Annotated in this window: 16 protein-coding genes; 13 read left to right on the top strand and 3 right to left on the bottom strand. The window is 67.6% G+C overall.

Annotated elements, in window-relative coordinates:
- Positions 1 to 24 precede the first annotated feature (24 nt).
- Genes AC1RLW_RS12985 through AC1RLW_RS13000 form a run of 4 tightly spaced genes read left to right on the top strand, consistent with a single transcriptional unit; the run spans position 25 to position 3,222 of the window.
- Positions 25 to 1,125 carry an RluA family pseudouridine synthase gene (locus tag AC1RLW_RS12985; RefSeq protein ID WP_062475576.1) on the top strand — a complete coding sequence of 367 codons (1,101 nt, stop codon included), beginning with the start codon at positions 25 to 27 and terminating at the stop codon, positions 1,123 to 1,125.
- Positions 1,118 to 1,801: an HAD family hydrolase gene (locus AC1RLW_RS12990; protein ID WP_070062236.1), complete on the top strand. Its 684-nt coding sequence runs from the start codon at positions 1,118 to 1,120 to the stop codon at positions 1,799 to 1,801. Before AC1RLW_RS12985 ends, AC1RLW_RS12990 begins: the two co-directional genes overlap by 8 nt.
- Positions 1,802 to 1,811: 10 nt before the next feature.
- A complete protein-coding gene (locus AC1RLW_RS12995; protein WP_070062237.1) occupies positions 1,812 to 2,180 on the top strand; it encodes a Rieske (2Fe-2S) protein in 369 nt (122 codons plus the stop codon).
- Between the two features lies 1 nt (position 2,181).
- The gene (locus AC1RLW_RS13000) at positions 2,182 to 3,222 is read left to right on the top strand and encodes a S49 family peptidase (protein WP_095949576.1); all 1,041 of its coding nucleotides are present in this window, start codon (positions 2,182 to 2,184) and stop codon (positions 3,220 to 3,222) included.
- 12 nt (positions 3,223 to 3,234) lie between these two features.
- On the opposite strand, the gene AC1RLW_RS13005 is transcribed toward AC1RLW_RS13000, so the two are convergent.
- Genes AC1RLW_RS13005 through AC1RLW_RS13015 form a run of 3 tightly spaced genes read right to left on the bottom strand, consistent with a single transcriptional unit; the run spans position 3,235 to position 5,749 of the window.
- Positions 3,235 to 4,401, bottom strand: coding sequence for an MFS transporter (locus AC1RLW_RS13005; RefSeq protein WP_493193339.1), 1,167 nt, complete (start codon positions 4,399 to 4,401; stop codon positions 3,235 to 3,237).
- Positions 4,402 to 4,403: 2 nt separating this feature from the next.
- Positions 4,404 to 5,171, bottom strand: coding sequence for an SAM-dependent methyltransferase (locus tag AC1RLW_RS13010; RefSeq protein WP_139140261.1), 768 nt, complete (start codon positions 5,169 to 5,171; stop codon positions 4,404 to 4,406).
- Positions 5,168 to 5,749, bottom strand: a complete 582-nt coding sequence (locus tag AC1RLW_RS13015) for a Maf family protein (RefSeq protein WP_493193341.1) — start codon at positions 5,747 to 5,749, stop codon at positions 5,168 to 5,170. Before AC1RLW_RS13015 ends, AC1RLW_RS13010 begins: the two co-directional genes overlap by 4 nt.
- A gap of 86 nt (positions 5,750 to 5,835) precedes the next feature.
- On the opposite strand from AC1RLW_RS13015, the gene AC1RLW_RS13020 reads away from it, so the two are divergent.
- From AC1RLW_RS13020 to AC1RLW_RS13060, 9 genes are all read left to right on the top strand, one after another.
- Positions 5,836 to 6,393, top strand: coding sequence for a YceD family protein (locus tag AC1RLW_RS13020; protein WP_493193962.1), 558 nt, complete (start codon positions 5,836 to 5,838; stop codon positions 6,391 to 6,393).
- A gap of 173 nt (positions 6,394 to 6,566) precedes the next feature.
- The gene (gene rpmF, locus AC1RLW_RS13025) at positions 6,567 to 6,749 is read left to right on the top strand and encodes a 50S ribosomal protein L32 (RefSeq protein WP_057592299.1); all 183 of its coding nucleotides are present in this window, start codon (positions 6,567 to 6,569) and stop codon (positions 6,747 to 6,749) included.
- A gap of 61 nt (positions 6,750 to 6,810) precedes the next feature.
- Positions 6,811 to 7,908 (top strand): phosphate acyltransferase PlsX, encoded by a 1,098-nt coding sequence (plsX, locus tag AC1RLW_RS13030; protein ID WP_307586658.1) that lies wholly within the window; start codon positions 6,811 to 6,813, stop codon positions 7,906 to 7,908.
- On the top strand, positions 7,908 to 8,885 hold the full coding sequence (locus AC1RLW_RS13035) for a beta-ketoacyl-ACP synthase III (protein WP_070062242.1): 978 nt from the start codon (positions 7,908 to 7,910) through the stop codon (positions 8,883 to 8,885). The genes plsX and AC1RLW_RS13035 overlap by 1 nt, the downstream gene beginning before the upstream one ends.
- Positions 8,886 to 8,936: 51 nt before the next feature.
- Positions 8,937 to 9,890 carry an ACP S-malonyltransferase gene (gene fabD / locus AC1RLW_RS13040; RefSeq protein WP_307586661.1) on the top strand — a complete coding sequence of 318 codons (954 nt, stop codon included), beginning with the start codon at positions 8,937 to 8,939 and terminating at the stop codon, positions 9,888 to 9,890.
- Between the two features lie 32 nt (positions 9,891 to 9,922).
- Positions 9,923 to 10,666, top strand: coding sequence for a 3-oxoacyl-ACP reductase FabG (gene fabG, locus AC1RLW_RS13045; RefSeq protein ID WP_062475549.1), 744 nt, complete (start codon positions 9,923 to 9,925; stop codon positions 10,664 to 10,666).
- A gap of 100 nt (positions 10,667 to 10,766) precedes the next feature.
- Positions 10,767 to 11,006, top strand: a complete 240-nt coding sequence (acpP, locus tag AC1RLW_RS13050) for an acyl carrier protein (RefSeq protein ID WP_007830471.1) — start codon at positions 10,767 to 10,769, stop codon at positions 11,004 to 11,006.
- Positions 11,007 to 11,102: 96 nt separating this feature from the next.
- Complete coding sequence (gene fabF, locus AC1RLW_RS13055) at positions 11,103 to 12,347, top strand: beta-ketoacyl-ACP synthase II (RefSeq protein ID WP_493193345.1); 1,245 nt, start codon at positions 11,103 to 11,105, stop codon at positions 12,345 to 12,347.
- 13 nt (positions 12,348 to 12,360) lie between these two features.
- A complete protein-coding gene (locus tag AC1RLW_RS13060; protein WP_493193347.1) occupies positions 12,361 to 12,843 on the top strand; it encodes a hypothetical protein in 483 nt (160 codons plus the stop codon).
- The last annotated feature ends 2 nt before the right edge of the window (positions 12,844 to 12,845 follow it).

Genomic DNA, 12,845 nt, shown 5'->3' on the forward strand with positions numbered 1-12,845 from the left:
TCAAGCACTTACACGACCGCGCTGGTGAAAAACATTATAGGTGCGAAGAAAAGCCCCGCGGGGGCTCCAAATCCCGCGGATCGACCCGCGGGCGCTGACACCGGCACGCCGCACGCCGCCATCCACTTCCTGACCGTTGACGCCGAATCTGCTGGGCAGCGGCTCGACAACTTCCTGTTTCGCCATCTGAAAGGCGTGCCGAAGACGCACGTCTACCGGATCATCCGGTCGGGCGAAGTGCGCATCAACAAGGGCCGGGCCCAGGCTGAGACCCGCATCGAAGACGGTGACTTGGTCCGGATTCCGCCGGTCCGCATATCGCCGCGCGCCGAAGAGGGCGCCACGCCGCCCGCGCCGGCGCGCGAGTTTCCCGTGCTGCTCGAAGACGAGGCCGTGCTGGCCATCGACAAGCCCGCCGGTGTCGCGGTGCACGGCGGCAGCGGCGTGAGCTTCGGCGTGATCGAACAATTGCGCACGGCGCGTCCGGGCGCCAAGTTCCTGGAACTGGTGCACCGGCTCGACCGCGAAACCTCCGGCATCCTGCTGGTCGCCAAGAAGCGCAGCGCACTGGTGGCATTGCAGGACCAGTTTCGCGAGCGCGAAACCGGCAAGACCTACCTGGCGCTGGTCGAAGGCGACTGGCCCGCCAACAAGAAGGTGCTCGACGCGCCGCTGGCCAAGTACCTGCTGCCCGACGGTTCGGGCGCCGGTGCCGGCGAACGCCGCGTGCGCGTGGTCGCCAAGGACCACCCCGACGCCATGCGCGCCGTCACGCTGGTGCGCGTGCTGGCTCGCCTCAGCCTGCCGGGCGACGCCACGCCGCTGTCATTGCTGGCGGTGACCATCAAGACCGGGCGCACCCACCAGATCCGCGTGCACCTGGCCTCGGCCGGGCATCCGATTGCCGGCGACGACAAATATGGCGAGTCCGATCGGCAACGTGCCTTGCACAAACTCGGCCTCAAGCGCATGTTCCTGCATGCGTGGCGGCTGCAATTCAACCACCCGGCCAGCGGCGAGCGCATCGCGCTGCAGGCCGGACTGCCGCCCGAGCTGCATGCGCTGATGTCGCGTGCGGCGCTCGAGGCGATGGCGCAACACCCCACCCCCACGGCCCATGACTGATTCTTCCGCCAGCTCTGTTCGTTCCCCTCGCTTCGACCTGATCGCCTTCGACTGGGACGGCACGCTCTACGACTCCACCCGCCTGATCGTGCGCTGCATCCAGGCGGCCGTGGTCGATGTCGGCGGTGCCAAGCCCAGCGAGGACGATGCCGCCTGGGTGATCGGCCTGGGCCTGGCCGAGGCGCTCGCGCGCGCGGCGCCCGACGTGCCGAAGGAAAAGTACCCCGAGCTCGGTGCCCGCTACCGCTATCACTTCCTGCAGCACCAGGACGACCTCGTGCTGTTCGACGGCGTGCTGCCCATGCTCGATGCGCTGCGCGCGCGCGGCCACAAGCTGGCCGTGGCCACGGGCAAGTCGCGCCGCGGCCTCAACGAGGCCCTGAAGACGGTGGCGTTGCGCGACCGCTTCGACGCCTCGCGCACCGCCGACGAAACCTTCGGCAAGCCGCATCCGCGCATGCTGCTCGAACTCATGGAAGAGCTCGACGTGCCGGCCGAGCGCACGCTGATGATCGGCGACACCACGCACGACCTGCAGCTGGCGCAGAACGCCGGCTGTGCCAGCGTGGGCGTGGGCTTCGGCGCGCATGCGTCGTCGACCTTCGACGAATTCAAGCCGCTGTACGTGGCGCAGTCGATCGCCGAGCTGCAGGCCTGGCTGCTCGACAACGCCTGAGGGCCAAGGCATGAGCGACTCGCGCATCCCGCTGTGCAATGCCTCGGACCTGGTCGAGGGCGGCAACGCCGTGCCCTTCGACGTGGTCCACGGCGGCGAAACCTGTCGCGCCTTCGCAGTGCGTTTCGAGGGCCTGCCGCATGCGTACCTCAACCGCTGCAGCCATGTGGCGATGGAGATGGACTTCCAGCCCGACCGCTTCTTCGACGACAGCGGCCAGTGGCTGCTGTGCGCCACCCACGGCGCCGTCTACAAGCCCGACACCGGCGAATGCGCGGGCGGGCCGTGCCGCGGCGGGCTCGTGAAGATCGCGCTGAGCGAAGAAGACGGCGTGGTGCACTGGCATACTGACTGGAACCTCCAACCTCTTTCCTTCTGACATGACCGATCCGAACCGCAGGGAACCCCAGGGTTTCGAACCGCTGGAGCCGGCCGTCCCCCTCACGACATCCCAAGACAGCCCCCGTACCATGGCCCAAGACCCCACGCAGCGCCCCGGGTGGGAGCGCGCCACCCTCGAAAAGCTCGCCTTCGCCTCCCTGAACGAGCAGAAGGCCACGCGCCGCTGGAAGACCTTCGTGCGCCTGGGCTGGCTGGCCTTCTTCGTGTTCTTGGCCTGGTTCGCGTTCTCGCGCAGCACGCCCAGCACCGCCAAGACCACGGCCCACACGGCCGTCGTCGAGATCAAGGGCGAGATCGCCAACGGCGGTGACGCCAGTGCCGAGTTCGTGATCGCCGCCATGAAGACGGCCTTCGAGGACGAGGGCGCCAAGGGCGTGGTGCTGCTGATCAACTCGCCCGGCGGCAGCCCGGTGCAGGCCGGCATCATCAACGACGAGATCAAGCGCCTGAAGGCCAAGCACAAGAAGCCGGTCTACGCGGTGGTCGAAGAGACCTGCGCCTCGGCGGCGTACTACATCGCCGCCGCCGCCGACAAGATCTTCGTCGACAAGGCCAGCATCGTCGGCAGCATCGGCGTGCTGATGGACGGCTTCGGCTTCACCGGCGTGATGGAAAAGGTCGGCGTCGAGCGCCGGCTGCTGACGGCCGGTGAAAACAAGGGCTTCCTCGATCCGTTCAGCCCGATGAACGACGCGCAGCGCGCGCATGCCCAGGCGATGCTCAACCAGATCCACACGCAGTTCATCAATGTGGTGAAGACCGGCCGCGGCGACCGCCTCAAGCTCGACACCCCGGGCCTGTTCAGCGGTCTGTTCTGGAGCGGCGAGCAGGCCGTCGAGTTCGGCCTGGCCGACCAGCTGGGCAACGTCGACTTCGTGGCACGCGAGGTGATCAAGGCGGAGGAAGTCATCGACTACACGCGCCGCGACAACGTGGCCGAGAAGCTGGCCAAGAAGTTCGGTGCCGCCATGGGCGCGGCCTCGGTGAGTGCGCTGAAGACCTCGCCGGCGCTGCGCTGAGCGCGGCTTTTGTCAGGCGGCGCTGCTGTCGCCGCTGCCGGTGAACCGGGCCGAGGCCGCCAGCGCGGCGGCAAAGGCCACCACCACATAGAGCGCGGCGGTCAGCGAACTGACCCGCGCCAGCAGGCCGATCACCGCAGGCCCTGCCATGAACCCCAAATAAGCAATGGCCGATACGGCGGCGATGCCGTTGGCAGGCGCCACGCCCGGTACGCGGGCCGAGGCGCCGAACAGGATCGGCACCACGTTCGCGAAGCCGACCCCGACACCGGCGAAGCCCAACAGCGCGAGCCAGGGCAGGTCGGTCAGCAATACCAACGTCATCGCCCCCGCCGCGAGCAGGCCGCTGCCGCGCAGCAAGGCCGTGGGTGAGAAACGGGCGCGCATCGCGTCGCCACCGAAACGCGCAGCCGCCATCGCGGCGGAAAAGCTCGCATAGGCCAGCGCGGCCTGCTGCTGCGGGCTGCCCAGTTCCTGCTGCATGTAGAGCACGCTCCAGTCGTAAATGGCGCCCTCGGCGATCAGCCCCAACGCGGCCAGCACGCCGAGCACCGCGAGCACGCCGCGCGGCAGGCGAAAGCCGTGGTCTGCCGCGGCCGCGCCGTCGGCGGGGGCAGCCGGTGTGGGCAGCATGCGCGTTGCCGCGATCGCGACCACGCCGATCATCACCACGGCCACCGTCCACAGGTGGGTCTGCGGCGCCATGCCGGCGGCCAGCGCCGCGCTGCCGCTTGCGGCACCGACCATGCCGCCGAGGCTGAACATGCCGTGCATGCCGCTCATCAACGGCTGATTGCCGCGCAACTCGAGCTGTGCGGCCTCGGTGTTGATCGCCACGTCGAACACGCTGGTGACCAGGCCGAACACCGCCAGCAGGCCCAGCAGCGCGGCATAGCCGGGCATCGCGATCAGGCCGGCGATCAGCAGTGCGTAGACGCAGCCGCACAGCGCGGCCATGCGGCGCGGGCCGTGGCGGCCGATCCAGCGCCCGGCGCTGGTCAGGCCGACCATCGCACCAGCGCCCGCCGCGAGCATGGCGAGCCCGAGCTGCGCCTCGTCGATGGCGTAGTGCGCCTTGACTGTCGGCACGTGCACGCCCCAGGTCGCGAAGATGAAGCCCGACGCGAAGAACTGGGCGCGCGACGCCCCGCGCGTACCGGCCGTGACGCCCGGCCCCACCCTCAGCGCCCGATCGCGAACACGGCGGGCAGGCGCTCGTCGGTCGTGGCCTGCGGCTTGGCGGCGCGCCAGCCTTTCACCGTCTCGCTGCGCACCTGCGCGGTGGCGAGCGTCAGGCCGCGCGCGATGGCGAGCCGGGTGTTGTGCTGCAACGTCTGCACCAGCGCCTGCAGCAGGGCGGCATTGCGGTACGGCGTTTCGATGAAGAGCTGCGTCTGGCCGGTCTTGAGTGCGAGCGCCTCGAGCTCGCGGATGCGCGCCTGGCGCTCGCCGCCGTCCTGCGGCAGGTAGCCGACGAAGGCGAAGTTCTGTCCGTTCAGGCCGCTTGCCGCGAGGGCCAGCAGCAAAGACACCGGGCCGGTGAGCGGCACGACGGTGATGCCCAGGTCGTGCGCGGCGCGCGCCACCGACGAGCCGGGGTCGGCCACGGCGGGCATGCCGGCTTCGCTCAGCAGGCCGACGTCGTGGCCTGCGAGCGCGGCAGCCAGCAGCGGGCGGGCGTCGAACTGGCCGGCGTGGTCGCCTTTCTTGTGCACTTCGCGCGGCAGTTCCTGGATGTCCTGGGCCTGTAGCGGCGCGGCCAGTGGCACGACGGCATCGATGCGCTTCAGGTAGGCGCGGGCCGACTTGGCGTTCTCGCAGATCCAGTGCGTGATGCCGGCGGCGGCCTGCAGCGTGCCCAGCGGCAGGGCGTCCTGCAGCGGGGCCTGGAGATCGCAGCCGAAATCGAGCGGCGCGGGGACGAGGTAGAGCTTGCCTTTGGCGGTCACAGCAGGTCGACCCCCGCGGCGCGCAGCATCCGGCAGGTGCGGATCAGGGGCAGGCCGACCAGCGCGGTCGGATCGTCGCTGTCGATGGCGTCGAGCAGCGCGATGCCGAAGCCCTCGCTCTTGGCGCTGCCGGCGCAGTCGTAGGGCTGTTCCGCTAATAGATAGCGCTCGATGGCGGCGTCCGAGAGGTCGCGGAACACCACGCGCACGGGGGCGATGTCGCGCTCGACGAAGCCCGTCGCATGGCAGACGACGGCCACGGCGGTCTGAAAGATCAGCGTCTGGCCGCGCATGCGGCGCAGCTGGGCGGTGGCCCGTGCGTGGTCGCCGGGCTTGCCGAGCGCTTCGCCCGCCAGGTCGGCGACCTGGTCGGAGCCGATCACCACCGCCTCAGGAAAGCGCGCGGCCACGGCATTGGCCTTTTCCAGCGCCAGGCGCTCGGCCAGCGCGCGGGGCGTCTCGCCTTCGAGCGGGGTTTCGTCGACTTCGGGGGCGTGCACCTCGAAGGGCAAATGGAGGCGGGTGAGCAGTTCGCGCCGGTAGCGCGAGGTCGAGGCGAGGATCACGGTGCGTTGCATGCAGCGATTGTGCGTGAGCGACCGGACCCGACCGGCTCGACGGGTTGCTCGCCTGGGAGGCCGGCCGGCGCGCTAGACTGGGACGGATGAAGAGAGAATTTGCCCCCGAAAGGCTCAATGTGCCCGCGTTCACCGCGGCGGCTGCCACGCTGGATGGTGCCGATCCGGTCCCGGGTTTCGCACGCCTGGTCGCCGAACTGGCGACGCCGGCCACCGATGCCGTGGTCCGCTGGGAAGCGACCGGCGAAGAGCGCCCCGGCGCCGACGGCAAGGCGACGCCCTGGCTGCACCTGGATGTCGAAACCACCGTGCCCCTGGTCTGCCAGCGCTGCCTGTCGCCGGTCGATACCGAATTGTTCGTGGACCGCTGGTTCCGTTTCGTGGCCGATGAGGCCACGGCCGAGGCGGAAGACGAGGAGTCCGACGAAGACCTGCTGGTCGTCAGCCGCGATTTCGACCTGCGCGGGCTCATCGAGGACGAACTGCTGATGGAGATCCCCGTCATGCCGGTCCACGGCGTGTGCCCGACGCCGGTGCGCCTGTCGTCCAGCGACGACGATTTTCAGGCGGCCGAAGAGGCCAAGCCGAACCCCTTCGCCGTGCTCGGCGCGTTGCGTCCGCGCAAGCCGGAAGAGGGCAAGTAGCCCTTTCTCTCCGGCTGGGCTATAATCATGGGCTTCGCGCGCGCCGCCGTGAGCAGCAATGCATACAAGGCAAAGGCAGAACGTGGCATTCCATGCATGCCGCCGGAGCTTTCACCTCATTGCCACCGCTTGAGCCCGCATCCAGTCACCCACCTAACCGTCCAGGAGCCATCATGGCCGTCCAGCAAAACAAGAAGTCGCCTTCCAAGCGCGGCATGCACCGTTCCCACAACGCCCTGGGCGTGCCCGGCATCGCTGTCGAGCCCACCACCGGCGAAACGCACCTGCGCCACCACATCAGCCCGAACGGTTTCTACCGCGGCCGTCAGGTGCTCAAGAACAAGTCCGAAGCCTGATCTCGAATCCCAAGGCCAAGGCCCGAAGCTACTTTTGCTGTAGCGTCGGGCCTTTGTTTTGATGGCTGCGCCTTTTTCTCCCGAACTCACTGTTGCGCCCGCCGCAATCACGCTCGCCGTGGATTGCATGGGGGGTGACCATGGGCCGCGTGTCACGCTCGCGGCCTGCCGCGCGTTTCTCGAGCGGCACAGCGAAGCCTCGTTGCTGCTCGTCGGTGCGCCGGCCGCATTGGCGGGGTTTGCCGACCATCCACGCGCCCGCATCGTGCCGGCCAGCGAAGTGGTCGGCATGGACGATCCCATCGAAATCGCCCTGCGCAAGAAGAAAGACTCTTCGATGCGCGTCGCGATCCAGCAGGTCAAGGATGGCGCGGCGCAAGCGGCCATATCTGCTGGTAACACGGGTGCATTGATGGCGATCGCACGCTATCTGCTCAAGACGCTCGATGGCATCGATCGTCCTGCCATTGCGCCCCAGCTGCCCAATGTGAAGGGTGGGGCGACCACCGTGCTCGATCTCGGTGCGAACGTCGATTGCGATGCTGAGGATCTGCTCCAGTTCGCCGTGCTGGGCTCGGCGCTCGTTTCGGCATTGACCGGCAACGAATCGCCTTCGGTCGGTTTGCTCAATATTGGTGAAGAAGCCATCAAGGGCAGCGAAACCATCAAGAAGGCCAGTCAACTGCTGCGTGCAGCTGCCAACTCCAAGGATCTGAACTTCTACGGCAACGTCGAAGGGAACGACATTTTCAAGGGCACGACCGACATCGTCGTGTGCGACGGATTTGTCGGCAATGTCGCGCTGAAGGCCAGCGAAGGCGTCGCGTCGATGATCGGCGAGTTCATTCGCGTCGAGTTTTCGCGAAACATTCTCACGAAACTGGCGGCTATTGTTGCTTACCCGGTTCTAAAAGCGTTTAAAGGTCGCTTGGATCACCGCCGCTACAACGGCGCGGCCTTGCTGGGCCTGCGCGGGCTGGTGTTCAAGAGCCATGGCTCGGCCGACGAAGTGGCTTTCGGCCATGCGTTGGATCGCGCTTATGATGCCGCTCGCAACAACCTGCTCGATCGCGTGCGGGCCCGTATCGCCCACGCCGCGCCTTTGCTAGCGCGGCAGGAGTCGGCGGTGCCGGCCGACGCGACAGCCCTTCACGCTTGATGACCCCTTTTTCGCGCATTACCGGCACCGGCAGCTACCTGCCCCCCCGCCGCGTCACCAATGACGACCTTGCCAAGGATCTGGCGACACGCGGCATCGAAACTTCCGATCAGTGGATCGTCGAGCGCACCGGCATCCACGCGCGCCACTTCGCGGCGCCCGATGTCAGCAGCAGTGATCTCGGCCTCGAAGCCGCGAAGCACGCGCTGGAAGCCGCCGGCCGCAAGGCGAGCGACGTCGACCTGATCATCGTCGCGACCTCGACGCCCGACATGGTGTTCCCGTCGTCGGCCGCGATCCTCCAGCACAAACTTGGCATCGCCGGCTGCCCGGCCTTCGACGTCCAGGCGGTCTGCAGCGGTTTCGTCTACGCACTGACGGTGGCCGACGCGATGATCCGCACGGGCACCGCGCGCTGCGCGCTGGTGATCGGCGCCGAAGTGTTCTCCCGCATCCTCGACTTCAACGACCGCACCACCTGTGTGCTGTTCGGCGACGGCGCGGGCGCGGTGGTGCTCGAGGCTTCCGATGAGCCCGGCATCCTGGCCAGCGACCTGCATGCCGACGGCAAGCACGTCGGCATCCTGTGCGTGCCCGGCCATGTGTCGGGCGGCAACGTGCTCGGCACGCCGCTGCTGCACATGGACGGCCAGGCCGTCTTCAAGCTGGCGGTCCGCGTGCTCGAAGACGCCGCGCGCGCCACGCTCGCCAAGGCGGGCAAGACCGAGGCCGACATCGACTGGCTGATCCCGCACCAGGCCAACATCCGCATCATGGAAGGCACGGCCAAGAAGCTGAAGCTGCCGCGCGAAAAGCTGGTCGTCACGGTGCACGAGCACGGCAACACCTCGGCCGCCTCGATCCCGCTGGCGCTCGACGAAGCCGTGCGCTCGGGCAAGGTGAAGAAGGGTGAGACCCTCATGCTGGAAGGCGTGGGCGGTGGCTTCACCTGGGGCGCGGTGCTATTGAATCTGTAGTGCGTCGCGACGCCCCGAAGCGGGCGTCGGCGCGGTGACGAAGAAACAACAATGAAATCCTTTGCTTTTGTCTTTCCGGGTCAGGGCTCGCAGGCGGTCGGCATGCTCGACGCCTGGGGCGATCACCCGGCCGTGGTCGAGACCTTGCGTGAAGCCTCCGAAGCGCTGGGTGAAGACATCGGTGCACTGATCAAGAACGGTCCCAAGGAAGAGCTGGCGCTCACCACCAACACGCAGCCCGTGATGCTGGTGGCTGGCGTGGCCGCCTGGCGTGCTTGGCTGGCTGAAGGCGGCGCCACGCCGTCCGTGGTCGCCGGCCATTCGCTGGGCGAGTATTCGGCGCTGGTGGCCTCGGGCGTGCTCACGCTAGCGCAGGCCGCGCCGCTGGTGCGTTTCCGTGCGCAGGCCATGCAGCAGGCGGTGCCGGTCGGTGTCGGCGCGATGGCGGCGATCCTCGGCATGGCGTCCGACAAGGTGGTCGCCGGCTGCGCCGAAGCCACCGCCACGTTCGGCCCCGGCAGCGCCGAGGTGGTCGAGGCCGTGAACTTCAACGATCCGATGCAGACCGTGATCGCCGGCAGCAAGGCCGCGGTCGACAAGGCCTGCGAGCTGCTGAAGGCCAACGGCGCTAAACGCGCATTGCCGCTGCCGGTGTCGGCGCCTTTCCATTCGAGCCTGATGAAGCCCGCGGCCGAAGCCCTGCGCGAGAAGCTCGCGAGCGTGGCGCTGGCCGCGCCGCAGATTCCGGTGCTCAACAACATCGACGTGGCCGTCGAGACCGATGCCGACCGCATCCGCGACGCCCTGGTGCGCCAGGCCGCCGGTCCGGTGCGCTGGGTCGAGAGCGTTCAGGCCTTGAAACTGCGCGGTGCAACCGCCATCATCGAGTGCGGTCCCGGCAAGGTGCTGGCCGGCATGGTGAAGCGCATCGCCCCCGAACTGGAAGCCGCGTCGGTGTACGACCCGGCCACCCTCGCGGACGTCCGACAATCGCTCGCCGGCTGAACGCCGCCAGGCCCCGATACTCTTTCTCTCTTATGAGCACTCCCAAATTCGAAGGCCAGGTCGCCCTGGTCACCGGCGCAACGCGCGGCATTGGCGCCGCCATTGCGCTCGAACTCGCGCAGCGCGGCCTCAAGGTCGTGGGCACCGGCACCACCGACGATGGCGCCGCCAAGATCACCCAGGCGTTGAGCGCGTTCGACGGCCGTGGCCGTGCGCTCGACGTGAACGACGGTGCTGCCGTCGAAGCCCTGATCGACGAGATCGTGCAGGCTTACGGCGCGATCCACGTGCTGGTCAACAACGCCGGCATCACGCGCGACACGCTTGCCATGCGCATGAAGGACGACGACTGGGATGCGGTGCTCGACACCAACCTCAAGGCCGTGTTCCGCCTCTCGCGCGCGGTGATCCGCCCGATGATGAAGCAGCGCTATGGCCGCATCATCAGCATCACGAGCGTGGTGGGCGCGTCCGGCAATGCCGGCCAGGCCAACTACGCGGCCGCCAAGGCCGGCGTGTCGGGCATGACCCGTGCGCTGGCCCGCGAACTCGGCAGCCGCAACATCACGGTCAACTGCGTCGCGCCGGGCTTCATCGAAACCGACATGACGGCCAGCCTGCCGGAAGCCCAGCAACAGGCGCTGCTCTCGCAGATCCCGCTGGGCCACCTGGGCAAGCCGGCCGACATCGCGCATGCGGTGGCCTACCTCGCATCGCCGCAAGCCTCGTACGTGACGGGGCAGGAACTGCACGTCAACGGCGGCATGCACATGTAGCCGAAAGGCGCAATCTTTTTCCGTACCGGAGCGCGGGGCAAATGCCACGGGCCGCCCGGCTAAAATCCACCAGTTACCTACAACCCTTAGAGGGAATCAAATGAGCGATATCGAAGCACGTGTCAAGAAAATCATCGCCGAGCAACTCGGCGTGGAAGAGTCCCAAGTGACGAACGAAAAGGCTTTCGTGGCCGACCTCGGCGCTGACTCGCTCGACACGGTCGAACTCGTGATGGCACTCGAAGACGAGTTCGGCATCGAGATCCCGGACGAAGACGCAGAGAAGATCACGACGGTGCAGAACGCCGTCGACTACGCCACCAAGAATCAAAAGGCCTGATCGGCCAGCTGACACTGCAACGACGGCCGGCGGCTCTTTTTTCAACCGCCCGCGCCGCTCGGCAGCCGTCCAGCGCTTCCAGAAAGGTTTGCCGGCATGACCAAACGCCGCGTCGTCGTGACCGGACTCGGTTGCATCGCTCCTGTCGGAAACACCGCAACCGAATCCTGGACCAACCTGTTGGCCGGGAAGTCGGGCATTGCGAACATCACCGCGTTCGATGCAAGCGCCTTCGCCTGCAAGTTCGCCGGTGAGGTCAAGGGTTTCGACATCACCCAATACATCTCGGAGAAAGAAGCGCGTCACATGGACCGCTTCATTCATCTGGGACTCGCCGCCGCCATCCAGGCGGTGCAGGACAGCGGACTGCCGACCGGCGACGCGCTGTCCTATGAAAAGGCCGTGCGCATCGGCTGCAACATCGGCTCGGGCATCGGTGGTCTGCCGATGATCGAACAGACGCATGGCGAGTACGCGAGCCGCGGCCCGCGTCGCATTTCGCCGTTCTTCGTGCCGGCGTCGATCATCAACATGATCTCGGGCCACGTCTCGATCAAGTACGGCTTCAAGGGCCCGAACATCGCCGTCGTGACCGCCTGCACCACCGGCCTGCATGCCATCGGCACGTCGGCACGCATGATCGAGTACGGCGATGCCGACGTCATGATCGCGGGCGGCGCCGAATCGACCATTTCTCCGCTCGGCATCGGCGGCTTCACCGCGCCTCGCGCATTGAGCACCCGCAACGACGATCCCGCCACGGCCTCGCGCCCGTGGGACAAGGATCGCGACGGCTTCGTGCTGGGCGAGGGCGCCGGCGTGCTGGTGCTCGAGGAGTACGAACACGCCAAGGCGCGCGGCGCCAAGATCTACGCGGAAGTCTCCGGCTTCGGCATGACGGGCGACGCGTACCACATGACCGCGCCCGACGTCGACGGCCCCCGCCGTTCGATGGCGATGGCGCTGGCCAATGCGGGTGTCAACGCCGACGAGGTCCAGTACCTGAACGCGCACGGCACCTCGACGCTGATCGGTGACCTCAACGAGACCAACGCGGTCAAGCTGGCTTTCAGCGATCACGCGAAGAAGCTCGTCGTCAATTCGACCAAGTCCATGACCGGCCACCTGCTGGGCGGCGCGGGCGGCATCGAATCGGTGTTCACGGTGCTTGCGCTGCATCACCAGAAGAGCCCGCCGACGATCAACATCTTCAACCAGGATCCGGAGTGCGATCTCGACTACTGCGCCAACGAGGCGCGCGATCTGAAGATCGATGTCGCGGTCAAGAACAACTTCGGCTTCGGCGGTACCAACGGTACGCTGGTGTTCAAGCGCGCTTGAGCGTCGCTCTCCCATGCACAGCGCACCGTCGGTGACCTATCCGGTGGGGCGCACCCGCGGCGCAACCCGGATTCTCCTGGCTCTTTGGACCTTGGGCGTCTGCTGCGCGGGCGCGGCCTGCTATCTGTTCGATAGCAATGGCTGGCGCCAGTTGCTGCTGCTCCTCAGCGTCGTCTTTTCCGGTGTCGCCGCGGGCTTTGGCCTGCGGCGGGACGGTGCAGCCACGTTGCACTTCGACGGATCGCATTGGTCGCTGACCGGTGCCGATCCGTCGCGCGGCGTGCTCGCCGCGCGCGCCGTCGTGGCGCTCGATTTCCAGTCGCTGCTGCTCATCCGCCTGGCCGAACCCGGCCGCGCGGCGCGATGGGTCTGGCTCGAGCAGCGGGCCATGCCTGAACGCTGGCGCGACGTGCGCCGTGCGGTCTATGCGCGGCCCCCGGCGGCCGAGCCGGCCGGCGACCCCTGGCGCGCGACCGCTCCGGCCGATGCGCCCTGACC

Source organism: Variovorax sp. GW822-FHT04A09 (assembly GCF_058801005.1).

Bases quoted from the DNA above. Each gene is read 5' to 3' on its own strand.
- AC1RLW_RS12990 (WP_070062236.1), top strand. From the start codon at position 1,118: ATGACTGATTCTTCCGCCAGCTCTGTTCGTTCCCCTCGCTTCGACCTG.
- AC1RLW_RS12995 (WP_070062237.1), top strand. From the start codon at position 1,812: ATGAGCGACTCGCGCATCCCGCTGTGCAATGCCTCGGACCTGGTCGAG.
- AC1RLW_RS13000 (WP_095949576.1), top strand. From the start codon at position 2,182: ATGACCGATCCGAACCGCAGGGAACCCCAGGGTTTCGAACCGCTGGAG.
- AC1RLW_RS13015 (WP_493193341.1), bottom strand. From the start codon at position 5,749: ATGCAACGCACCGTGATCCTCGCCTCGACCTCGCGCTACCGGCGCGAA.
- AC1RLW_RS13020 (WP_493193962.1), top strand. From the start codon at position 5,836: ATGAAGAGAGAATTTGCCCCCGAAAGGCTCAATGTGCCCGCGTTCACC.
- rpmF (WP_057592299.1), top strand. From the start codon at position 6,567: ATGGCCGTCCAGCAAAACAAGAAGTCGCCTTCCAAGCGCGGCATGCAC.
- plsX (WP_307586658.1), top strand. From the start codon at position 6,811: ATGGCTGCGCCTTTTTCTCCCGAACTCACTGTTGCGCCCGCCGCAATC.
- AC1RLW_RS13035 (WP_070062242.1), top strand. From the start codon at position 7,908: ATGACCCCTTTTTCGCGCATTACCGGCACCGGCAGCTACCTGCCCCCC.
- fabD (WP_307586661.1), top strand. From the start codon at position 8,937: ATGAAATCCTTTGCTTTTGTCTTTCCGGGTCAGGGCTCGCAGGCGGTC.
- fabG (WP_062475549.1), top strand. From the start codon at position 9,923: ATGAGCACTCCCAAATTCGAAGGCCAGGTCGCCCTGGTCACCGGCGCA.
- acpP (WP_007830471.1), top strand. From the start codon at position 10,767: ATGAGCGATATCGAAGCACGTGTCAAGAAAATCATCGCCGAGCAACTC.
- fabF (WP_493193345.1), top strand. From the start codon at position 11,103: ATGACCAAACGCCGCGTCGTCGTGACCGGACTCGGTTGCATCGCTCCT.
- AC1RLW_RS13060 (WP_493193347.1), top strand. From the start codon at position 12,361: ATGCACAGCGCACCGTCGGTGACCTATCCGGTGGGGCGCACCCGCGGC.